This window comes from Tritonibacter horizontis, from assembly GCF_001518015.1.
In the GTDB taxonomy this organism is placed as follows: Bacteria; Pseudomonadota; Alphaproteobacteria; order Rhodobacterales; family Rhodobacteraceae; genus Epibacterium; species Epibacterium horizontis.
On sequence record NZ_LPUY01000134.1, the window covers coordinates 44845 to 65005 of the forward strand.

The 20161-nt window shown below is 63.6% G+C and carries 19 protein-coding genes; 9 read left to right on the forward strand and 10 right to left on the reverse strand.

Annotation, left to right across the window (positions count from 1 at the left end; translation table 11 throughout):
* Positions 1-13: 13 nt before the first annotated feature.
* The 7 genes from ccmE (at position 14) to TRIHO_RS21190 (ending at position 5809) form a co-directional block, all read left to right on the forward strand.
* Positions 14-457 carry a cytochrome c maturation protein CcmE gene (ccmE, locus tag TRIHO_RS21160; protein ID WP_068248513.1) on the forward strand — a complete coding sequence of 148 codons (444 nt, stop codon included), beginning with the start codon at positions 14-16 and terminating at the stop codon, positions 455-457.
* A 93-nt stretch (positions 458-550) separates the two neighbouring features.
* Positions 551-1159 carry a holin-associated N-acetylmuramidase gene (locus TRIHO_RS21165; RefSeq protein WP_068248515.1) on the forward strand — a complete coding sequence of 203 codons (609 nt, stop codon included), beginning with the start codon at positions 551-553 and terminating at the stop codon, positions 1157-1159.
* 4 nt (positions 1160-1163) lie between these two features.
* On the forward strand, positions 1164-1727 hold the full coding sequence (locus TRIHO_RS21170) for a holin family protein (protein ID WP_068248517.1): 564 nt from the start codon (positions 1164-1166) through the stop codon (positions 1725-1727).
* A gap of 72 nt (positions 1728-1799) precedes the next feature.
* Positions 1800-3764, forward strand: coding sequence for a heme lyase CcmF/NrfE family subunit (locus TRIHO_RS21175; protein WP_068248519.1), 1965 nt, complete (start codon positions 1800-1802; stop codon positions 3762-3764).
* Positions 3761-4231 carry a cytochrome c-type biogenesis protein gene (locus TRIHO_RS21180; RefSeq protein ID WP_068248520.1) on the forward strand — a complete coding sequence of 157 codons (471 nt, stop codon included), beginning with the start codon at positions 3761-3763 and terminating at the stop codon, positions 4229-4231. The genes TRIHO_RS21175 and TRIHO_RS21180 overlap by 4 nt, the downstream gene beginning before the upstream one ends.
* Before the next feature lie 186 nt (positions 4232-4417).
* The gene (locus TRIHO_RS21185; RefSeq protein ID WP_068248522.1) at positions 4418-4957 is read left to right on the forward strand and encodes a DUF2087 domain-containing protein; all 540 of its coding nucleotides are present in this window, start codon (positions 4418-4420) and stop codon (positions 4955-4957) included.
* A gap of 72 nt (positions 4958-5029) precedes the next feature.
* On the forward strand, positions 5030-5809 hold the full coding sequence (locus tag TRIHO_RS21190; protein WP_068248523.1) for an enoyl-CoA hydratase-related protein: 780 nt from the start codon (positions 5030-5032) through the stop codon (positions 5807-5809).
* 184 nt (positions 5810-5993) lie between these two features.
* Here the strand turns inward: TRIHO_RS21190 and TRIHO_RS21195 are convergent, their stop codons facing one another.
* The 3 genes from TRIHO_RS21195 to gltX form a co-directional block, all read right to left on the reverse strand.
* Positions 5994-7307 carry a calcium-binding protein gene (locus TRIHO_RS21195; RefSeq protein ID WP_068248525.1) on the reverse strand — a complete coding sequence of 438 codons (1314 nt, stop codon included), beginning with the start codon at positions 7305-7307 and terminating at the stop codon, positions 5994-5996.
* A gap of 206 nt (positions 7308-7513) precedes the next feature.
* The gene (gene gltA, locus TRIHO_RS21200; protein WP_068248527.1) at positions 7514-8809 is read right to left on the reverse strand and encodes a citrate synthase; all 1296 of its coding nucleotides are present in this window, start codon (positions 8807-8809) and stop codon (positions 7514-7516) included.
* Between the two features lie 141 nt (positions 8810-8950).
* Positions 8951-10351 (reverse strand): glutamate--tRNA ligase, encoded by a 1401-nt coding sequence (gene gltX / locus TRIHO_RS21205; protein ID WP_068248529.1) that lies wholly within the window; start codon positions 10349-10351, stop codon positions 8951-8953.
* Between the two features lie 79 nt (positions 10352-10430).
* Here gltX and TRIHO_RS21210 point away from each other — a divergent pair, with 79 nt between their 5' ends.
* On the forward strand, positions 10431-12464 hold the full coding sequence (locus TRIHO_RS21210) for a ComEC/Rec2 family competence protein (RefSeq protein ID WP_068248531.1): 2034 nt from the start codon (positions 10431-10433) through the stop codon (positions 12462-12464).
* 243 nt (positions 12465-12707) lie between these two features.
* Here TRIHO_RS21210 and lexA read toward each other — a convergent pair whose 3' ends face one another.
* From lexA to TRIHO_RS21245, 7 genes are all read right to left on the reverse strand, one after another.
* Positions 12708-13415 (reverse strand): transcriptional repressor LexA, encoded by a 708-nt coding sequence (gene lexA / locus TRIHO_RS21215; RefSeq protein ID WP_068248536.1) that lies wholly within the window; start codon positions 13413-13415, stop codon positions 12708-12710.
* A gap of 125 nt (positions 13416-13540) precedes the next feature.
* Positions 13541-14713, reverse strand: a complete 1173-nt coding sequence (locus TRIHO_RS21220) for a molybdopterin molybdotransferase MoeA (RefSeq protein WP_068248539.1) — start codon at positions 14711-14713, stop codon at positions 13541-13543.
* A 3-nt stretch (positions 14714-14716) separates the two neighbouring features.
* On the reverse strand, positions 14717-15187 hold the full coding sequence (moaC, locus tag TRIHO_RS21225; RefSeq protein WP_068248541.1) for a cyclic pyranopterin monophosphate synthase MoaC: 471 nt from the start codon (positions 15185-15187) through the stop codon (positions 14717-14719).
* An 11-nt stretch (positions 15188-15198) separates the two neighbouring features.
* The gene (gene trpC / locus TRIHO_RS21230) at positions 15199-16011 is read right to left on the reverse strand and encodes an indole-3-glycerol phosphate synthase TrpC (RefSeq protein ID WP_068248543.1); all 813 of its coding nucleotides are present in this window, start codon (positions 16009-16011) and stop codon (positions 15199-15201) included.
* Entirely contained in the window at positions 16004-16723 is a 720-nt protein-coding gene (locus TRIHO_RS21235) for a uracil-DNA glycosylase (protein ID WP_068248612.1), read from the reverse strand. The genes trpC and TRIHO_RS21235 overlap by 8 nt, the downstream gene beginning before the upstream one ends.
* Positions 16723-17745, reverse strand: a complete 1023-nt coding sequence (gene trpD, locus TRIHO_RS21240) for an anthranilate phosphoribosyltransferase (RefSeq protein ID WP_068248544.1) — start codon at positions 17743-17745, stop codon at positions 16723-16725. The genes TRIHO_RS21235 and trpD overlap by 1 nt, the downstream gene beginning before the upstream one ends.
* Positions 17742-18323 (reverse strand): anthranilate synthase component II, encoded by a 582-nt coding sequence (locus tag TRIHO_RS21245; protein ID WP_068248545.1) that lies wholly within the window; start codon positions 18321-18323, stop codon positions 17742-17744. The genes trpD and TRIHO_RS21245 overlap by 4 nt, the downstream gene beginning before the upstream one ends.
* 218 nt (positions 18324-18541) lie before the next feature.
* Between TRIHO_RS21245 and TRIHO_RS21250 the strand changes: the two genes are divergently transcribed.
* On the forward strand, positions 18542-20113 hold the full coding sequence (locus tag TRIHO_RS21250) for a divergent polysaccharide deacetylase family protein (protein ID WP_068248548.1): 1572 nt from the start codon (positions 18542-18544) through the stop codon (positions 20111-20113).
* Positions 20114-20161: the final 48 nt, after the last annotated feature.

A 20161-nucleotide genomic window follows, 5' to 3' on the forward strand; every position in this document is an offset into this window, starting at 1 on the left:
GGCGGAGGCCCCGATGAAGTCCCTGAAGAAACAGCGGCGGATCCAGATCATTGCCCTGACCGCTGTGGCGCTTGTGGGTGCCACGGCGCTGATTGGCTACGCGATGCGGGACGGGATCAACTATTTCCGCTCCCCCTCGCAAGTGATGGCAGAGCCGCCGCAGGCGCAGGAGGTCTTTCGGTTGGGCGGTCTTGTCGAAGAAGGCTCGCTCAAACGTGGACAGGGCGAGGTGGTCATGTTCTCCGTCACCGATGGCGGCGCCAGCGTGCCGGTGACATTCAAAGGGGTCCTGCCGGATCTGTTTGAGGAAAACCAGGGCATGATCGGCACCGGAACATACATCAACGGTGTTTTTGAAGCCTCTGAAATCCTTGCCAAACATGACGAGACCTATATGCCCAAAGAGGTCACCGACGCGCTCAAGGAACAGGGCGTCTACCGCGACAGCGACAGCTGATCCGCGCCCGTTGCGCCCCCGCCGCACGCTCTGGGCAGAAGATGTCAAATCCTGAGTGCTAGTCTCTCCGCAGCCCGAAGTGGAGGACCAAGCATGGATGTTTCCCGAATTGCCAATGAAATCGTCACCCGTGAGGGGGGATTTGTCGACGACCCGGACGATCCGGGCGGGGCCACCAATCATGGCGTGACCATCCACACCCTGCGCCGCCTCGGGCTGGATCTGACCGGCGATGGCGCAGTCACCTCGTCGGATGTGCGCGCCCTTGATCGGGACACGGCGGTGGAGATCTTCCTGAAGGAGTATTTTCACAAACCCGGCCTCCCGCTGTTGCCGGAACCGCTGCAGGCCAGCGTCTTTGACATGTACGTCAACGCCGGCTCCAACGCGGTGCGGATCCTGCAAGGGTTGCTGAACCAGATGGGGCATGATCTCAGACGGGACGGGGTGCTTGGCCCGCTGACCGCCCGTGCCGCCCATGCGGCGGCGGCCGTGGATATGGCGGCCTTCGTCGATGCCTATGGGATCGCGCGCCGCAACTACTATTTCGATTTGGCGGACCGCCGTCCGGCCAGCCGTAAATTCGCCCGCACCCGCGCCGGCACCAAAGGGGGCTGGATCAAACGGGCCGAGGATTTCATTTCCGCGGGCTATCACCTGTCCGACGCGGCATTTGCCGCCCGGACTGCGGCCTGGGGGTAGGGACATGAGCGTGTTTTCCGGCCTTTGGGCCATGCTTTTTGGCGATCGCCGGAACGTGATCCGGGAAACGGCCGAGATTTTTCGTGAGAACAGCGAACAATCGGCCGTGCGGGCGCATGATCTTCAGTCGGCGGCATTGGCGCAGTTCGCGACCGAATTTGCCGTTGCAAATCGCGGCGGATTTGATCGTTTCATGGATGGCCTGAACCGGCTGCCGCGCCCGATGCTGGCGCTTGGCACCCTGGGGTTGATGATGGCGGCAATGGTCGATCCGCTCTGGTTCGCGGCCCGCATGCAGGGGATCGCCCTGGTGCCAGAGCCGCTGTGGTGGCTGTTGGGGATTGTGGTGTCGTTTTACTTTGGCGCCCGCAGTCAGGCCAAGACCCAGGCCTTTCAGGAAGGGATCGCCCGCAGTCTGGCCCGCGTGCCGCAGGTGGTCGCCAACCTCGACAGTCTGAACCAGGGTCAGGCGGCCACCACCGGGGATCCCGCGATAGAAACCGCCCGGCATCCGGCGGGCGAAAACCCGGCGCTGGCGGCCTGGCGACGTCGCGGTGCGGCCGCGTAATGCGCGCCTGCGACCGCGCGACGCGGGGAAATGTGATTGGCGCTGACAGGCGCTGCGGATATAGGAAGACTTATGATTACAGAGCTCGGTCACTTCGCCCTCATCCTCGCCTTCATGATCGCCATCGTCCAGATGGTGATCCCCATGATCGGGGCCCAGAAACGCTGGTCCGGCTGGATGGCGGTCGCAGAGCCTGCCGCTCAGGCGCAGTTCCTGTTCACCGCCTTTGCGTTTGGCGCGCTGATGTGGGCCTTTGTGACTTCGGATTTCTCGGTGCGGCTGGTGACGCTGAACAGCCATTCGGCCAAGCCGATGCTCTATAAAATCTCCGGCACCTGGGGCAATCACGAGGGGTCCATGCTGTTGTGGGTGCTGATTGTCAGCCTGTTTGGCGCGGCGGCGTCGCTGGGGGGCGCGGGTCTGCCACCGACGCTAAAGGCGCGGGTGCTGGCGGTGCAGGCCGCGATTGGCGTTGCGTTTTTCGCCTTTATCCTGTTCACCTCCAACCCGTTTGTGCGGCTGATCAATCCGCCTTTTGACGGCCAGGATCTGAACCCGCTGCTGCAGGATCCGGGGTTGGCCTTTCACCCGCCATTCCTCTATCTGGGCTATGTCGGCCTTTCGATGGCATTTTCCTTTGCGGTCGCCGCCCTGATCGAAGGGCGGGTGGATGCAGCCTGGGGCCGCTGGGTGCGCCCCTGGACGCTGGCGGCCTGGATCTTCCTCACCATTGGCATCGCGCTTGGCTCCTGGTGGGCCTATTACGAGCTGGGCTGGGGCGGGTTCTGGTTCTGGGACCCGGTGGAGAACGCGTCTTTTATGCCCTGGTTGCTGTCTGCGGCGCTGCTGCATTCGGCCATCGTTGTGGAAAAGCGCGAAAGCCTGAAAAGCTGGACCATCCTGCTGGCGATCCTAGCCTTTGGCTTCTCGCTGATCGGCACGTTCATCGTGCGGTCCGGGCTTTTGACCTCGGTTCATGCCTTTGCCAACGACCCCGAACGCGGGGTGGTCATCCTGTTCATTTTGGCCCTGTTTACCGGCGGCGCGCTGACGTTGTTTGCCTTGCGGGCACAGTCGATGGAGGCCAAGGGCGTGTTTTCCATGGTCAGCCGTGAAAGCGCCTTGGTCGCCAACAATCTGTTCCTCGCGGTCAGCTGCTTTGTGGTCTTTGTCGGCACCCTCTGGCCGGTTGTCGCCGAGATGCTCTTTGACCGCAAACTCTCTGTGGGGGCGCCGTTTTTCAATGCGGCCTTCCCGCCCTTCATGGTGGCGCTGGGGATCATCATGCCCATCGGCGCCATGCTGCCATGGAAACGGGCCCGGATCGGGCGGACGCTCTGGTCGCTGCGCTACGCGGGTGGCCTTGCGCTGGCGCTGGCGGGGCTGGTCTGGTCCTTGCAGAGCGACAAGAGCCTGCTTGGCCCGATAGGTGTCTTGCTTGGGACCTGGATCGTTTTCGGGGCCGCGATGGACCTGTGGTCCCGGATCGGCCATGTGGGGCGACTTCATCGTCTGTGGCGGCTGCCGCGTGCGGATTGGGGCAAATCGGTCGCCCATGCCGGGCTTGGCGTCACCTTGTTTGCCATTGCCGGGCTCACCGCCTGGGAGCAGGAAGACATTCGCATCGCGCAGATTGACGCGCCGTTCCAGGTCGGGGCCTATCAGCTGGTTCTGACCGGCGTCACCGAGGGGCGCGGGCCGAATTACTTCACCACCCAAGGCGTCGTCGAAGTGTTCCACGAGGGGCGCGCCGTCGCGACCCTGACCCCCGAAAAACGGATCTACCCGGTGGCGCAGATGCCCACCACCGAGGCCGCGATCGACTATCGGTTCACCCGTGACCTCTATGTGGTGATCGGCGACGCGCAGGAGGGCGGCGGGTATACGGTCCGGACCTATATCAAACCCTTTGCCAACTGGATCTGGGGCGGCTGTCTGCTGATGGCCTTTGGCGGTTTGCTCAGCCTCACGGATCGCCGGTTCCGGGTGGCGGCGGGGGCGCGCAAAACACCGGTGACAGGGGTGCCTGCGGAATGATCCGATTGCTAAAAACCGGAGTTGCGCTGCTGTTTCTGCTGGCCCTGCCGGTGGCCGTGGCCGCGGTCCAGCCGGACGAGGTGCTGCAGGATCCGGCGCTGGAGGCACGTGCCCGTGCGCTGTCCAAGGACCTGCGTTGCATGGTCTGCCGCAACGAGAGCATCGACGAGTCCAACGCCGATCTGGCCCGCGATCTGCGGCTGGTGCTGCGCGAACGTCTGCTGGCCGGGGACAGCGACGCAGCGGCGATGGCCTTTATGGTGGAACGCTACGGTGAATATGTGCTGTTACGGCCCACAACCCGCGGCGCCAACTGGATTTTATGGGCCGCCGGCCCGCTGATGTTGCTGCTGGCGCTGGGGGTGGCGATCCGCTACCTGCGTCACCGCGCCGCCGACACGCCGCAAGACAACACAACCCTCAGCGCCGAGGAAACCGCGCGGTTGCAAGAGATCCTCAGAGACTAGATTGCGCCGTAGGGTCGGATTTGCTATCAAAGCCTTGGTCCGCAGTTCACCAAGGCTCCGCCATTTGCTAAACCTGCGATTTACGGACGACATCGGCGTTTCCAATTCTGGATGCCTATGGACAAGGGCGGACCTCCGCGCGGGGGGATCTCTGCGACAGGCATCCTCTGAGCTTTGGAGGACAAGATGTCCAAGGACGTAATTCGCCTGACCATCCCGGATGTGTCGGGTTTTGCCAAACAACTGCGCCGCGCGTTGAGTGTGGAGCGCAGGACAGACCCCAGTCATGTCGAGATGCTGAACATCGTTGCCCGGGCCGCCGGGTTTCGAAACTTTCAGCACCTGAGCCGCCAGACCCCGCCGACACCGGTGATAGATGCCAGGCGCGTCGCGCGGGCGGCGCGCTGTTTTGATGCCCGTGGGCGATGGGAGGTCTGGCCGCACAAACGCAGCGTGCGGGCGCTTTGCCTGTGGGTGATCTGGGCGCGGTTGCCGGCCCGAGAAGGCTGGGATGAGCGGCAGATCAGTGCCATTCTGGACGAGTTGACCGTCTTTCGTGACGCCGCCCAGATCCGCCGCAGCCTGGTCGAAATGAAGCTCCTGACGCGCAACCCCGATGGCTCTGATTACGCGCGCGTGGAGACACCGATGGATCCGGAAGGGGCGGCTTTGCTGCGGGATCTGAATGCGCGGCAAAAAACGCAAGCCCCGTCCGGGAAATCCTGACGCGGCGTTTGTCTTTTCGTGGGCGAGTGCTTAGGTCAACATGCGGAGATCGCCAACAGGGAAGTATTACGCATGGACTATCGCGACATTCAGTATTCGCTCGACAACGGGCTTGCGACCGTGACTTTGAACCGCCCGCAGAGCATGAATGCATTGACCAGTCAGATGCGGGCGGAAATCACCCACGCCATGAAGGCCGCCGCCGGCGAGGCACGCGCGGTGGTCCTGACCGGCGCGGGCAACGCCTTCTGCACCGGACAGGACCTGAAGGATGCATCCTCCGGCGGCAACCAGATCGATCTGGAGCGCACGTTGCGCGACGAATACACGCCGATGCTCGAAGCGATCTTTGAATGTCCGGTGCCGACGATTTCGGCTGTGAACGGGCCGGCCGCCGGGGCCGGGGCCAATCTGGCGCTTGCGGCCGATGTGGTGATCGCCACCGAAAGCGCCTATTTCCTGCAGGCCTTTGCCCGGATTGGCCTGATGCCGGATGCGGGTGGGACCTGGGTGCTGCCGCGCCAGATGGGGTTGGCCAAGGCGATGGGGGCGGCCTTGTTCGCAGATAAAATCAGCGCCCGTCAGGCGAGCGATTGGGGCATGATCTGGGAGGCCGTGGCGGATGACGCCTTTGCCGCCCATTGGGCTGCGCGGGCGCGGCATCTTGCCAGCGGGCCGTCCAAGGCCTTTGGCGCGATCAAACAGGCGCTGCGGCAGTCCACCACCAACAGTCTGTCCGAACAATTGTCATTGGAGGCCACGCTGCAGGGCACGCTTGGCCACAGTCGCGATTTTATGGAAGGGGTCACCGCCTTCGTCGAAAAACGCAAACCGGATTTCGAGGGGCGCTGAGCCGGGTCAGGCCTGTCAGGTCGACCTGCTGACAGGTCGACCTGACGGTGCAGACTGACCGTGCAGACTGACCGTGCAGATCTGACGGGACAGAGCGGACGGGACAGATCAAAACGCCGCCGACCCTGCTGGGGCCGGCGGCGTTTTCTTGTTCGGGTGGTCTGGTTCGGGAGGTCTGCTGCGATCAGGCGGCAGGGGCGCTGCGAGCCTGCAGTTCCACCGCCGCAAGTACGGCCTCGGGATCGTCGTTGCCCCGGACCAGCGCCAACAGATCACCGTTCATGTAAAGCTCCACATCCGCGTCGCCATCGGAATCAAACGTGGTCTCGGCGGTAAAGGTAGCATCCAGGTCAAGGCCATGCTGGAACACGATTTTTTCGCTTGCCGGGTCGAAGTCGTTGATGATGACGGAGCCTGCATCAATCCAGTCCCCAACCAGAAAGACATCGTCGCCCGCGCCACCGCTCAGGATGTCGCCGGCATCGCCGACCAGCGTGTCGTTGCCTTCGCCGCCAAACAGCTCATCCTCGTCGTCTTCGGCAAACCCGTAGAAGGCATCACGGCTGACAATCGCCTCGCGCGGGTCAAATCCGTCGTTGAAGGCGTCGCGCGCTTCGAAGGTATCCATCGCGGTATCGGGCAGGAAGGTCGCGCCGTTCAGCAGGTCGTCGCCACTGCCGCCATAGATCGTATCGGCCCCGGCCGCGCCATGCAGGGCGTCATCGCCAGAGTTGCCACGCAGGAGATCGTCGCCGTTGCCGCCTTCGAGATAGTCATTGCCTGCGCCGCCAGACATCTGGTCATCGCCGTTGCCACCGAGCATCACGTCAATCCTGGTGCCGCCGGACAGGGTGTCGTCGCCCGCGCCGCCGTTCAGGATGTCAGAGCCGGTTTCGCCCAGCAGGCTATCATCGCCGGTCTCACCCAAAAGCCAGTCGTTGCCGTCGCGGCCGTTGAGATGGTCGTTGCCGGTGCCACCCGCAAGGGTGTCTTCGCCGGGTCCACCGCGCATTGTGTCCTCGCCGTCGCCGCCCAGAACCACATCGTCGCCGTCTTCGCCGCGCAACATGTCATTGCCGAGCTCGCCGAGGATGGTGTCGTCGTCATTGCCGCCATAGATCAGGTCATCGTCGGCGCGGCCGTTCAGCGTGTCGTTGCCATCAGAGCCGCGCATGGTGTCATTGCCGACGCCACCGCGCACGCTGTCATCGCCTTTGCCCGCGCGCAGGTCATCGTCGCCGGCCTCGCCTTGCAGGGTGTCGTCGCCCTCAAGCCCGTAGAGCGTGTCGTTGCCATCGCCGCCCAGCAACAGGTCATTGCCGCCAGCACCGCTGAGAACATCGTCAAAGATTGATCCGGTCAGCTGAATATCCTGATCCGGGCCGTCATCGGGCTCGCCGTCGTCGTCCGGTCCCGGACGGTTCGAGACATCATCATCGTCGTCGATGGAAATCAAAAGACCAGCCGCCAGTAGGGTTCCAAATATGGTCAAAAACAAAGTCGCGCCCTCGCAAATGATTTAAAAGTTAACAATATGTTACCACAAATTGTCTATTCGCAATCTTTTATTTTCAGAACTGGTCAGACGCGATTGTTTCCGCAGGGGCACCAATTCACGCATCGGGTTTGAGGGCATAGAAAAAGCCGCCGATGTCATCCATCGACGGCTCTATCTGTTTCAAGTCACTGAGAAGGCTCTGAAAATCAGCGGTTCTCGATATCCACGTAGTCGCGCTCGGTATCGCCGAGGTACAGCTGACGCGGGCGACCGATCTTGTTTTGCGGATCGCCGATCATCTCTTTCCACTGCGAAATCCAGCCAACTGTGCGCGACAGCGCAAAAATCGGGGTGAACATCGAAGTCGGGAAGCCCATCGCCTCCAGGATGATACCGGAGTAGAAGTCGACGTTGGGGAACAGCTTCTTCTCGATGAAGTAAGGATCGTTGAGCGCGGTCTGCTCCAGTTCCTTGGCGACCTGCAGCAGCGGGTTGTCTTCGACACCCAGCAGCTCCAGCACCTCATCGGCGGACTGTTTCAGAACCTTGGCGCGCGGGTCGGTGTTTTTGTAGACCCGGTGGCCAAAGCCCATCAGACGGAACGGATCGTTCTTGTCCTTGGCGCGGGCGATGAACTCCGGGATACGGTCGACCGAGCCGATTTCCTTGAGCATTTCCAGACAGGCCTGGTTGGCGCCGCCATGTGCCGGCCCCCAGAGACAGGCGATACCGGCCGCGATGCAGGCAAACGGGTTCGCCCCGGAGGAGGAGGCCAGCCGCACGGTCGAGGTCGACGCGTTCTGCTCGTGATCAGCATGCAGCGTAAAGATCCGGTCCATGGCGCGGGCCAGGATCGGGTCCACATGGTAATTTTCGGCCGGAACCGAGAAACACATGTTGAGGAAATTCGCAGCATAATCCAGATCGTTGCGCGGATATACAAACGGCTGACCGATGGAGTATTTATACGCCATCGCAGCGATGGTCGGCAGTTTCGCGATCAGACGGATCGCAGCCACTTCGCGCTGCCACGGATCGGCAATATCGGTGGAGTCGTGATAGAAGGCGGACATGGCGCCGACAACGCCGACCATGGTGGCCATCGGATGCGCATCGCGACGGAAACCGCGGAAGAAGTTGTGCATCTGCTCGTGCACCATCGTGTGACGGGTCACGCGGGTTTCGAAATCCTCAAGCTGCGTGGCCGTGGGCAGTTCACCATAAAGCAGCAGGTAGCAGACCTCGAGGTAATGCGATTTGCCGGCCAGCTGGTCGATCGGGTAACCGCGATGCAGCAGGATACCTTCGTTGCCGTCGATATAGGTGATGGTGCTGTCACAGCTCGCGGTGGAGGTGAACCCGGGATCATAAGTGAAGACGCCCGCCTGCGCGTAAAGTTTGCGGATGTCCAGAACATCGGGGCCCGCAGTCGGCGAGAATATCGGCAGCTCGTATGTCTCGCCATTCAGGCTGAGCTGGGCAGTTTTCTTTGTATCGGTCATAGATGTCCCTTCCTGTTACAGGCGCAGAAAGGGCGCCAAGCCCGTTCCGCGCAGCGGGGCGCCCGCGCCGACATTTGGCGCAGACGAAGTCCTACTCGAACGGGCTTACCCAGATCTTAACATCAGATCCCAGCGGGCGTGTCAGCCTGTTACGTCATTGAGCCGGGCCAGCGTTTCGTCCCGGCCCAGGCAGATCATCATGTCAAAGACCGAGGGCGTTACCGCACGGCCTGCAAGCACGGCCCGAAGGGGACCCGCCAATTTTCCAAACTTGGTTTCCTTGGTCTCCGCGAAGGCGTTCAGCGCGGTCTCCAATTCTTCTCGCGTCCAGCTAGCATTTTGCAGATGCGGCGTCAATTCACTCAGTATACCAATGGATACTGGATCCAGCGCCTTCTCTGCCTTGGCGTCCCGATCCAATGGACGTGACGTAAGCACAAAATGGGCTTTTTCAAGGAGTTCCGGGAACGTCTTTGCGCGGTCCTTCAGGCATGGCATGGCCCGTTCCAGCCCCTCCGCTTGCGGCGCTGACAGGGGGGGCTGACCCGCGGCGGCCAGGTAGGCCTCAATTTCACGCCGCAGCGCCGCATCTTCTGTAATTGCAATATGTTGGCCGCTGAGATTCTCCAGTTTCTTGGTGTCGAAGCGGGCCGGGCTTTTGCCGATTCCGTCCAGATCAAACCAGTCGCGCGCCTGCGCATCGGTAAAGAATTCATCGTCCCCATGTGACCAGCCAAGCCGGGCCAGGTAATTGCGCATACCGGCCGCCGGATAGCCCATGGCCTGATACTCCTGCGCGCCGAGCGCGCCGTGACGTTTCGACAATTTTTTGCCGTCCGGCCCGTGGATCAGCGGGATATGCGCCCAGACCGGTACATCCCAATCCATCGCCTGATAAATCATCATCTGGCGGGCGGCATTGTTCAGGTGATCGTCGCCGCGGATGACATGGGTGACGCCCATGTCGTGATCGTCCACCACCACCGCAAGCATATAGACCGGTGACCCGTCCGAACGCAGCAGGACCATATCGTCAAGCTGGTCATTTTTGATGGTAACATTACCCTGGACCTGATCTTGGATGACGGTCTCGCCCGTCTGCGGCGCCTTGATGCGGACCACAAAGGGGGCATCGGGGTGGCTTGCGGCCGCCGCATCGCGCCAAGGGGAGCGGAACAGGGTTGATTTGCCCTCGGCCTTTGCCGCGTCACGGAAGGCGGTGATTTCATCCTGCGTCGAAAAGCATTTGTAGGCCTTGCCCTCAGCCAGCAGCTGATGGGCCACCTCGGCGTGACGCGCCGCGCCTTCAAACTGGCTCACCACCTCGCCATCATGGTCTAGCCCCAGCCAGGCCATGCCCTGCAGGATCGTAGCGGCCGCTTCCGGGGTTGACCGCGCGCGGTCGGTATCCTCGATCCGAAGCAGGAACTTGCCACCGCGCCCCCGCGCATAAAGCCAGTTGAACAGGGCGGTCCGGGCGCCGCCGATGTGCAAAAAGCCGGTGGGCGAGGGGGCGAAGCGGGTGACGACCGGGTTGGACATATGGGATATTTACCTTTTGGAAACCTAGAAGGGCCTACGTTTGAGGCCTGTTTACCGAGCCAGAAGGCAGGGAGCAAGCGTGCGCATTTGGAGCGCCCTTGATGGAGTGCTACAGGCCCAGCGGGGACATCTGTTTCCCTGGGCGCCGGTGTTCTTCGGCCTTGGGATCGGTCTCTATTTCTGCAGCCCGCAGGAACCGGGCCGATGGGCCTATCTCTCGGTCCTCTGTCTCTGTTGTGTCAGTGGCTGGATGTGTCGCCGGGGCGATGCCAGCGGGATCTTGGCGGTGGCGGTGCTGCTCTGCGGCCTTGGGTTTTGCTACATGGGGGCGCGGAGCCATTGGGTCGCGGCACCGGTGCTGGAATTTCGCTATTACGGCGCCGTCGAAGGCCAGGTGATCGCAGTCGACCGCTCGGCCTCTGATGCGCCGCGTATCACGCTGCGGGCGGTGCGGCTGGACACTGTGGCCCCCGCGCGCACGCCAACCCGGGTCCGGCTGTCGCTCTTTGCCGGTGAGACCCCGGTGCCGGGGGCCTGGGTCATGACCACCGCCCATCTGTCGCCCCCACAAAGCCCGGCTGAACCCGGCGGGTTTGATTTCCGCCGACATGCCTGGTTCCTGCAGCTGGGCGCAGTGGGCTACAGCCGGGTTCCGGTTCTGCAATCGGCGCAGGCCGCGACCTTGCCGGTGGCAAGCCTACGCCGCGCGGTGTCGGACTGGGTGCGTGCGCAGATGCCGCCCCGAACTGGCGGCGTGGCGGCCGCATTGATCACCGGCGACCGCGCCGCGGTGCCCCGGGCGGTGATTGATGCCTTGCGGGCCAGCAACCTCGCCCATTTGCTGGCAATCTCCGGTCTGCATATGGGGCTTTTTGCCGGCTTGATCTTTGCCACTTTGCGGCGCGGTTTTGCGCTTTGGCCGCGACTGGCACTGCGCTACCCGATCAAGAAGATTGCCGCAGGCTTCGCCCTGGTGGCGGGCTTTGGCTATCTTCTGCTCTCGGGCGCCAATGTGGCCACGGAACGCGCGTTTATCATGGTGGCCATAATGTTGCTGGCGGTGATCCTGGACCGGCGCGCGCTCAGCATACGGGCGGTGGCAATCGCGGCACTTCTAGTCCTGCTGCGCCGACCGGAAACGCTTTTAAGTCCGGGTTTTCAAATGAGTTTCGCGGCGACACTGGCGCTGGTTTGCGTCTTTCAGGGGGCGCAGCGGTTGGTCACACCCGGACAGCGCGGCCTAAGGGGTGCCGTGTTACGCTGGGGCGCGGCGCTTGTTGTCTCCTCCCTGGTGGCGGGGTTGGCAACGGCGCCGTTTGGCGCTGCGCATTTCAATATGGTGTCGCATTACGGGTTGGTCGCCAATCTTCTGGCGGTGCCGGTGATGGGGGCTGTGGTGGTTCCAGGGGCGGTTCTGGCCCTCTGTCTGGCGCCGTTGGGGGCAAGCGCCTTTGGGTTCTGGATCATGTCGCAAGGCCTGTCGTGGATCCTGACCGTGGCCGAGACGGTGGCCGGCTGGCCCGGCGCGCGTGGATTTGTGGTCGCACCGGACATTTGGGTGCTGCCCGTTCTGGTTGTCGGCGGGCTGATGGTGCTGCTGTGGCAGGGGCGTCTGCGTTGGGTCGGAGCGCTGCCGGTCTGTCTTGCGCTGGCGTTCTGGCCGCAGGCGGAGCGGCCACAGCTCCTGGTGTCCGCCGACGGGGGGATTGTTGGCCTTCTGACCGATGCGGGGCGGGCGGTCTCGCGCCCCAAGGGCAAAGCGTTTGACGCCGGGATCTGGTTGGAAAACGACGGTGACGGCGCCGATCAGCGGCGCGCCTTTGATCGCTGGCCGGGCGGTGCGTCGCAAGGGCGTGTTCAGGTGGCCCTGCTGGGCGACCTGCGTGTTGTCCATGCGATTGGCAAAGCCGCCGCGGCCTCGCTGCCGCCAGGCTGCGCGGCTTCGGACATCGTGATCCTATCCGTCGATGCGAAAGGACCGGAGGGCGACTGTCGGCTGTTCACACCAACCACGTTGCGCCAGACCGGTAGTCTGGCCATTGACGACACAGGCAAGATCACGGCAAGCCAGCGCGATGATCAGCTGCGCCTGTGGTCTGGCCTGCGCAAATAGACGCGCGACCGGCCGACCTGCGCCACGTCCCGCCGCAGACAGGGTGTTTGGGGCAGGGGCCGCTCTGATCACATGCCGTACAATCGGCGGCCGTTTTGTTCACGGCCCGCCTGTGCCGCAGGCCACCGGGTGCAGGGCTGGCCGAAGTGCAGAGGGTGCCGAAAAAACAGAACCCGAAAAAACGAAACCCAAAGGGCAGCACCGGGCCAGCCGGTGCCGCACCTCGCAGGGATCACGAGCCGATCAATAGGTGCGGATGAGACCGACCAGGCGTCCCTGAACCTCAACCTGACCTTCGGCCAGAACACGGGTGGGATAGGCCGGATTGGCCGCAGCCAGTTCTATGGTCTTGCCCTTGCGGTAGTAGTATTTCAGCGTGGCCTCGTGACCCTCGACCAGCGCCACCACGATATCGCCGTTGTCGGCGCTGCCGGTTTCGCGGATGACAACCACATCACCATCGTTGATGCCTGCCTCGATCATCGAATCTCCGCGCACTTCGAGCGCAAAATGCTGACCGGTGCTGGACAACATGGCGTTGGGCACCGCCACATGCGCGGTGGCCTGATTGATCGCCTCGATCGGGACACCGGCCGCGATCCGGCCCATGATCGCCAGTTCGGTCACGCCGCTGTGCGGCGCCGGTTTCAATTCCGGTTCGGCCCCGGCATCGGATTTACCGCCCTCGATCACCTGAGGTTGAAATCCGCCATCCCGCTCTGTCAGCCCGCCGAGGTTGTCGGGCAGACGGATCACTTCGATGGCGCGGGCGCGATGGGCCAGGCGCCGGATGAAACCGCGTTCCTCCAGCGCCGTAATCAACCGGTGAATCCCGGATTTCGACCGCAAATCAAGCGCGATCTTCATTTCGTCAAAGCTGGGTGGAACGCCGTCCTTTTGCAAACGCTTGTGGATGAATTCCAGCAGCTGCAATTGCTTTTTGGTCAGCATGTTCGGCCCCTCTGCATGATGCTTTTGACTTTGTTCTAGTCATGTTCCCGTTTTGTGTCAACGGTTGGTCCATAACGGGAACAGAAAAAATCCCTGCCAAGTGGCCGAAAACACAGAAGGTTCACCTAGAGGGTGAGATATTCGACCAGATCGTCGACCGCGGCGGCAGGCGCATTGGGGGGGTGCAGGACCAAGGCCTCCGCCTGCGCCAGAACCGAAAGAAGCGAGCTGTCCTGATTGTCAAAGGGCGTCAGACGGTCACCGGTCCACATGGCGCGCATGTAATGGGCGCGGGGGCCGTTTCGCGGCAGGGCAATGGCAAGGGGCGCGCGCTTCAGCCGGTCCGGCTGGTCCGGCAAGCCCAGCATCGCCTCCACCATCGGAACCACGAAGAGACGGCCGCAAACCATTGCAGACACAGGATTTCCGGGCAGGCCGACCATGGCGCGCGGGCCGAAACGACCGGCCATCAGAGGCTTTCCGGGGCGCATCGCCACCTTATAGAATGACCGCTCCAGCCCGAGGCTTTGGGCGACGCCGGCCACCAGATCGTGATCGCCCACCGACGCGCCGCCGATGGTGACCACCAGATCGGCCCCTTCGGCAAGGGTAAAGGCAGTGCGCAACGCGCTGTCGGTGTCGCGCGCGATCGGCAGCACCCGAACCTCGGCGCCGTGCTGCTCCAGCAGTGCCTTCAGGCCGAAGGTGTTTGAAACGATGATCTGGTCCGGGCCGGGGGTCTGCCCCGGCATCACAAGCTCGTCGCCGGTCGAGAGCAGTGCGACAACGGGGCGCCGCCGCACAGGGAGCTCTGCGATGTTCATCGCCGCCAATAACGCCACATCGGCGGGGCTCAGCCGGCGAGGGGCGGTGACCGTCTGGCCGACGGCGAAATCACACCCGCGGGCGCGGATGTTGCTGTTTGTGCCGGGGTCGTTGCTGAGGGTGATGAGGTCGCCCTTGCGGTGCACATCCTCTTGAATAACCACAAAACTTGCGCCTTGTGGCACCGGCGCGCCGGTAAAGATCCGCACTGCCTGACCGGCGCCGACACGCCCCTGAAACCCATGGCCTGCGGCGGCTTCACCGACGACCTTGAACATGGCGTGCTGTTCGACCTCGGCCGCGTTCACCGCGTAGCCGTCCATCGCCGAAGCATCGAAGGGCGGCTGGTCGCGGCGGGCGGACACAGATGTTGCCAGCACGCGTCCCGCCGTATCGGCGAGGCGCAGGGTTTCCACATCCAGTGGCTTGACCAGATCCAGCAGCGCAGCCCGCGCGTCGGCAACGGAAATCATCGCTCAGGCCTCATAGCGGCCGGATTTGCCGCCGTCCTTCAGCAGCACCCGGATGCCACCGATTTCCATCGCCTTGTCGACGGCTTTGGCCATGTCATAGACGGTGAGGCAGGCTGTGGAGACCGCTGTCAGCGCCTCCATTTCGACGCCGGTCTGGCCGGTGGTTTTCACCGTGGCCGCGACCCGCACCCCGGGCAGATCCGGGTCAAGCGTCAGCTCGACCGCGACCTTGGTGATCGGCAGCGGGTGACACAGTGGGATCAGATCGGCGGTTTTCTTGGCCCCCATGATGCCGGCGAGGCGCGCGACGGACAGAACATCGCCCTTTTTTGCCCGACCTTCGGCAATGATATCAAAGGTGTCCTGCGCCATCTTCACGTGGCCTTCGGCAACGGCAACGCGGGCGGTTACGGCTTTGTCGGAGACATCCACCATATGGGCGTCGCCTTTCTGATCGAAATGCGTCAGGGCCATGTTTGCGGTCCTTAGATGGCGCCGGGGACCAGCGGGTCGGCCAGCAGGGTACGGGTGGCTGCGGTCACGTCCTGTTGCCGCATCAGGCTTTCGCCGATCAGGAAACTGCGGGCGCCGTAGCGGGCCATATCGGCCAGATCCGCAGGCGTGGACAGGCCGCTTTCACAGACGATGGACCGGTCTGGCGGCACCAGTCGCGACAGGTGGCGGGTGGTGTCCAGCGTCGTCTCAAAGGTCTTGAGATTGCGGTTGTTGATCCCCATCAAGGGCGATTTCAAATGGCAGGCGCGGGTCAGTTCGTCTTCGTTGTGGACCTCCAGCAGCACATCCATGTCCCATTCCAGGGCGCAGGCTTCCAGTTCGGCGGCTTGCTCGTCGGACACCGAGGCGAGGATGATCAGGATGCAATCGGCGCCCAGGGCGCGGGCCTCGACCACCTGATACGGATCATACATGAAATCCTTGCGCAGGCAGGGCAGATCGCAGGCGGCACGGGCCTGGACCAGAAAGTCCTTGGCCCCTTGAAAACTGGGCGTATCGGTCAGCACAGAGAGGCAATTGGCGCCGCCCTCGGCGTAGGCCTGGGCCAGAACCGCCGGATCGAAATCCTCGCGGATCAAGCCCTTGGAGGGGCTGGCTTTCTTGATCTCTGCAATCAGGCCATAGCCTTCGTGGGTTGCCTTGATCAGCTGATTGGCAAAACCGCGCACGGGGTCGGCGGCGCGGGCCTCTGCCTCCACCTCCGCCAGCGGCTTGGCGGCCTTGTCGGCGGCGACCTCTTCGAGTTTGTAGGCCTTGATCTTGTCGAGGATAGTGTCAGACATCGGTAGGGTTCCCTGGGTTTGCCGGCGCTTGAGGGGCCGGTGGCTCGGTCCATGAAATGGCCGTCTCACCGCGCGCGGCAAGCCATGCGTTGATCGCCGAAAACGGGCGCGAGCCGAAAAATCCACGCCGTGCGGACAACGGCGATGGGTGGGCCGTCCTGAGGATCAGGTGATCGCCGGGACGGATGTGTTTTTCAAGCGCCTGCGCCTGATTGCCCCACAGGACATAGGCGGTGGGGCGGCGCGAGGTGTGTTGCAGAACCTGATGCGCCAGCGCCTGCCAGCTAAGCGCCTTGTGGCCATTGGGGGTTCCGGCGGGCACGCTCAGAACAGTGTTCAACAACAAAACCCCCTGACGCGCCCATGGGCGCAGGTCGGCGGTCTTGGGACATGCACCAAGATCGGCCTGCATCTCTTTGAAAATATTGGCAAGAGACCGGGGCAGGGGATGGACATCTGGTGCGGCCGAAAAGGCAAGCCCATGGGCATGGCCGGGGGTCGGATAGGGATCCTGGCCGAGGATCACAACACGGGTCAGGTCTGGCGGCGTCAGCTGAAATGCGGCAAACCGCTGCGCGGCGGGCGGCAACACCGGCCGAGGTTCGGCCGCAAGGGCCGCCTCGATGCCCGGCAGGGTCTCGCGGAAGAACGCCAGATCCGCCCAGCCGCCCAGCCGGGCGTCCAGCGTCGACTGAGGCTCCGCCAGTGCCATCATGCCGCCTCTGAGGTAATCCGGGCGACCTCGGTGATTTTCTGCAACGCGGCTCCACTGTCGATCGCTTCGGCCGCGCGTTCGGCGCCTTCCTTCAGCGTGCCGACGACCCCGGCAACCACCTGTGCAGCGGCGGAATTCAACAGCACCGCATCGCGGTAGGCCGAAGCCTCCCCGTTCAGCAGGGCGCGAAACGCCTGCGCGTTCTCGCTGGGGCTGCCGCCCAGGATGTCCTCGAAGGGGTGCACCGGCAGGCCGGCCTCTTCGGGGTGGACCTCAAACTCTGACAGCGTGCCATCCTCGTTGACGGCGCAGACCCAGCTGACGCCGGTAATGGTCAGCTCGTCGGTGCCATCAGAGCCATGCACAAGCCAGGCTTTTTCGCTGCCGAGCTGTTGCAGGGTTTCCGCCATCGGCCGGATCAGGTCGCGGCTGAAGGCGCCCGTCAGCTGGCGGGTCACCCCGGCGGGATTGGTCAGCGGCCCGAGGATATTGAAGATCGTGCGGGTGCCCAATTCCTGACGGGTGGGCATGACATGGGCGATGGCCGGGTGGTGCATCGGCGCCATCATAAAGCCGATCCCGGCTTCGTTCAGCGACTTTTCCACCACTTTGGGGCCGACCATGACCTTGATCCCCATTTCGCCCAAGGCATCCGCCGCGCCGGATTTGGACGACAGGTTGCGGTTGCCGTGCTTGGCCACCGGCACGCCCGTCCCGGCCACCACAAAGGCGGTGGCGGTGGAGATATTCAGCGTCCCCTTGCCGTCGCCACCGGTGCCGACGATGTCCATCGCGCCCGCCGGGGCGGTGACCTTGTGGCATTTGGCGCGCATCACTGCGGCCGCGGCGGCGTATTCGTCCACCGTTTCACCGCGCGTGCGCAGCGCCATCAGCAGGCCGCCGATCTGGCTCGGGGTGGCCTCGCCGTTGAACAGCGCGGAAAACGCGGTCTCTGCTTCGGCGCGGGTCAGGGCACGATCGGCGGCAATGCCGATCAGGGGCTTCAGCGCATCACTCATGCCGGAACCTTCATTTCGTTCAGGAAATTCTGCAAGAGCGCATGCCCGTGCTCGGAGGCGATCGATTCCGGGTGGAATTGAACGCCGTGGATCGGCAGCGTCTTGTGCTGCAGGCCCATGATGGTGCCGTCTTCCAGCTCTGCCGTTACCTCTAGGCAATCGGGCAGGCTGTCGCGTTCCACCACCAACGAGTGATAGCGGGTCGCGGCAAACGGCGAGGGCAGCCCGTGAAACAGACCGGTGTTCTGGTGCTGGACCTTGCCCATCTTGCCATGAACGATCTCGTGGCAGCGCACGACCTTGCCGCCGAAGGATTGACCGATGGTCTGGTGACCAAGGCAAACGCCCAGCAGGGGGGTGCGCGTCGCCGCCGCCGCTTCGGTCAGCGCCAGACAGATCCCGGCCTGATCCGGATCGCAGGGACCGGGGCTGAGCAGGATGCCGGCGGGGTTCATTGCCATGGCCTGCTGGACATCCAACGCATCGTTTCGCCAGACCTCGATCTCGGCGCCCAATTCGCCGAGGTAATGCACGAGATTATAGGTGAAGGAGTCGTAGTTGTCGATTAGCAGCAACATCTTGGCACGCTCTTTTAAGGGTGGCGGGCCGGGGCCACGCCGAGATATAGTGGACGAACCATACATGTTCAGGGATGCAGGGCAGCGTCAAGGGCACATCCGGCAGACAACCGCATCCGGGCGTCGTTCGTGCGGTTGGACACGCGGCGGGATCCGAACAGGATGGCAGCCTAAAACGGGCAGCGCAGAACGGGCACAGGACAGAAGGCGACACAGGCATGCGAGGATTTCTGGGAGGCGTGAGCACAGGGGCACTGGTGGCGATGGCCGGTGCGGCAATCTGGTCGCTGTCGGCCCCATTGCCACGCCCCATTGATGTGTCCGGCGACACCCCGGCGCCGATTCTGGCCCCGCGCGAGAATAGCGCCCTGCCGCAGGACAGGCCCGGTGCGGATTCCGACGTGGTCGAGGTCGCGCCCGTTGCGCCGCAGGATCACGCCGGGGCCGACGATGGCAGCCCGGAGGACATTGATCAGGACGCACCGGACAGGCCCGAGGTGACCACCGCCGTGAGCGACGTGGACAGTGCCCGGACCACCGCGGCGTTGGAGACCTCCGATATTGCGCCAGAAATCCGCGCGGGCACCGATACGCCGGTGGCGCCGGTACCGCAGGAGAGCGGCGAAACGCTGGTGGCTCCGGGTGCGGAAACCCTGCCGGAGGCGCCCGCCGCATCGGTGGCCGCACCGCAAGCCGCAACGGATGTCGCCCCCGGAATGCAGGCCCCCGATACCGGCTCTGACGTGGCGGCGGTGACGGATCAGGCCACACAGGACAGTGAAACCGATGCGGCCTCGGACGCAGAGGGCACCACGCCGCAACCGCAAGCCCCGGTGGTGTTGAACCCCGATCTGGGCGCGCCGCCCGACACCACTTTGCCGCCCAGCATTGCCCTGCCGGCCCCGACGCCCGAGGTCCAGTCGGATCGCGCCCAATCGGATGTGGCAGAGCCGGAGCCTGGTTCCGACGAAAGGACCCAGCGCATTGCCGATCTGCCCCAGGCCAACAGCAACCCTGCCGGTGACGGGCCCCGCGTCGGAACCCGGGTCGTACCGCTGACCGAACGGGACACGCCCGGCACCGATCAGCCAGAGGCCGACGATCTGACGCCCTTCGCGCGCAACTCCGAACCGGTCGGGGCGCTGACAGACCTGCCGATGATGTCGATCGTGCTGATCGAGGAAGAAGGCGCCGTTGGCGCCGAGGCTCTGGCCGATTTCCCTTATCCGCTGGCCTTTGCAATCGACCCCAGCGACCCCAAGGCGGTGGAGCGGATGGCGGCCCGCCGTGCCGCGGGGTTTGAGGTCATGATTCTCGCCGATCTCCCGCGGGAGGCCAGCCCGCAGGATGCCGAAACGGCGCTTCCGATCTGGTTTGATCGCTTGCCCGGCGCATTGGGGGTGCTGGAGGGCATCGACACCGGCGTTCAGGGCAACCGGCCGCTGGCCGATCAGGTCGCCACCATTGTGCAGGATGCCGGCTATGGCCTGGTGCTGCAGGACAACGGGCTGAACACGGTGCAGAAAATGGCGCTCCGGGAGGGTGTTCCGGCCGGGGTGGTGTTTCGGGATTTCGACGGCGCCGGGCAGGATCCGCGCGCCATGCGCCGGTTCCTGGATCAGGCCGCGTTTCGCGCCGGACAGGAGGGCGGCGTCGTGATGCTGGGGCGGCTGAAGCCGGATACCATTTCTGCCCTGTTGGTCTGGGGGTTGCAGGATCGCGCCAGTACCGTGGCGCTGGTGCCGGTCTCCGCAACATTGAAACGGCTGCTTGATCCACTCGACAATTGAAGTCGTAAATTACCTCAATTTGTGTTTGTGCCGCACGCTAGTGTTGCG

What these genes read in the sequence shown, in the direction of transcription:
- ccmE (WP_068248513.1), top strand. Translation starts at nt 14, where the DNA reads ATGAAGTCCCTGAAGAAACAGCGGCGGATCCAGATCATTGCCCTGACC.
- TRIHO_RS21165 (WP_068248515.1), top strand. Translation starts at nt 551, where the DNA reads ATGGATGTTTCCCGAATTGCCAATGAAATCGTCACCCGTGAGGGGGGA.
- TRIHO_RS21170 (WP_068248517.1), top strand. Translation starts at nt 1,164, where the DNA reads ATGAGCGTGTTTTCCGGCCTTTGGGCCATGCTTTTTGGCGATCGCCGG.
- TRIHO_RS21175 (WP_068248519.1), top strand. Translation starts at nt 1,800, where the DNA reads ATGATTACAGAGCTCGGTCACTTCGCCCTCATCCTCGCCTTCATGATC.
- TRIHO_RS21180 (WP_068248520.1), top strand. Translation starts at nt 3,761, where the DNA reads ATGATCCGATTGCTAAAAACCGGAGTTGCGCTGCTGTTTCTGCTGGCC.
- TRIHO_RS21185 (WP_068248522.1), top strand. Translation starts at nt 4,418, where the DNA reads ATGTCCAAGGACGTAATTCGCCTGACCATCCCGGATGTGTCGGGTTTT.
- TRIHO_RS21190 (WP_068248523.1), top strand. Translation starts at nt 5,030, where the DNA reads ATGGACTATCGCGACATTCAGTATTCGCTCGACAACGGGCTTGCGACC.
- gltA (WP_068248527.1), bottom strand. Translation starts at nt 8,809, where the DNA reads ATGACCGATACAAAGAAAACTGCCCAGCTCAGCCTGAATGGCGAGACA.
- gltX (WP_068248529.1), bottom strand. Translation starts at nt 10,351, where the DNA reads ATGTCCAACCCGGTCGTCACCCGCTTCGCCCCCTCGCCCACCGGCTTT.
- lexA (WP_068248536.1), bottom strand. Translation starts at nt 13,415, where the DNA reads ATGCTGACCAAAAAGCAATTGCAGCTGCTGGAATTCATCCACAAGCGT.
- TRIHO_RS21220 (WP_068248539.1), bottom strand. Translation starts at nt 14,713, where the DNA reads ATGATTTCCGTTGCCGACGCGCGGGCTGCGCTGCTGGATCTGGTCAAG.
- moaC (WP_068248541.1), bottom strand. Translation starts at nt 15,187, where the DNA reads ATGGCCCTGACGCATTTCGATCAGAAAGGCGACGCCCATATGGTGGAT.
- trpC (WP_068248543.1), bottom strand. Translation starts at nt 16,011, where the DNA reads ATGTCTGACACTATCCTCGACAAGATCAAGGCCTACAAACTCGAAGAG.
- TRIHO_RS21235 (WP_068248612.1), bottom strand. Translation starts at nt 16,723, where the DNA reads ATGGCACTGGCGGAGCCTCAGTCGACGCTGGACGCCCGGCTGGGCGGC.
- trpD (WP_068248544.1), bottom strand. Translation starts at nt 17,745, where the DNA reads ATGAGTGATGCGCTGAAGCCCCTGATCGGCATTGCCGCCGATCGTGCC.
- TRIHO_RS21245 (WP_068248545.1), bottom strand. Translation starts at nt 18,323, where the DNA reads ATGTTGCTGCTAATCGACAACTACGACTCCTTCACCTATAATCTCGTG.
- TRIHO_RS21250 (WP_068248548.1), top strand. Translation starts at nt 18,542, where the DNA reads ATGCGAGGATTTCTGGGAGGCGTGAGCACAGGGGCACTGGTGGCGATG.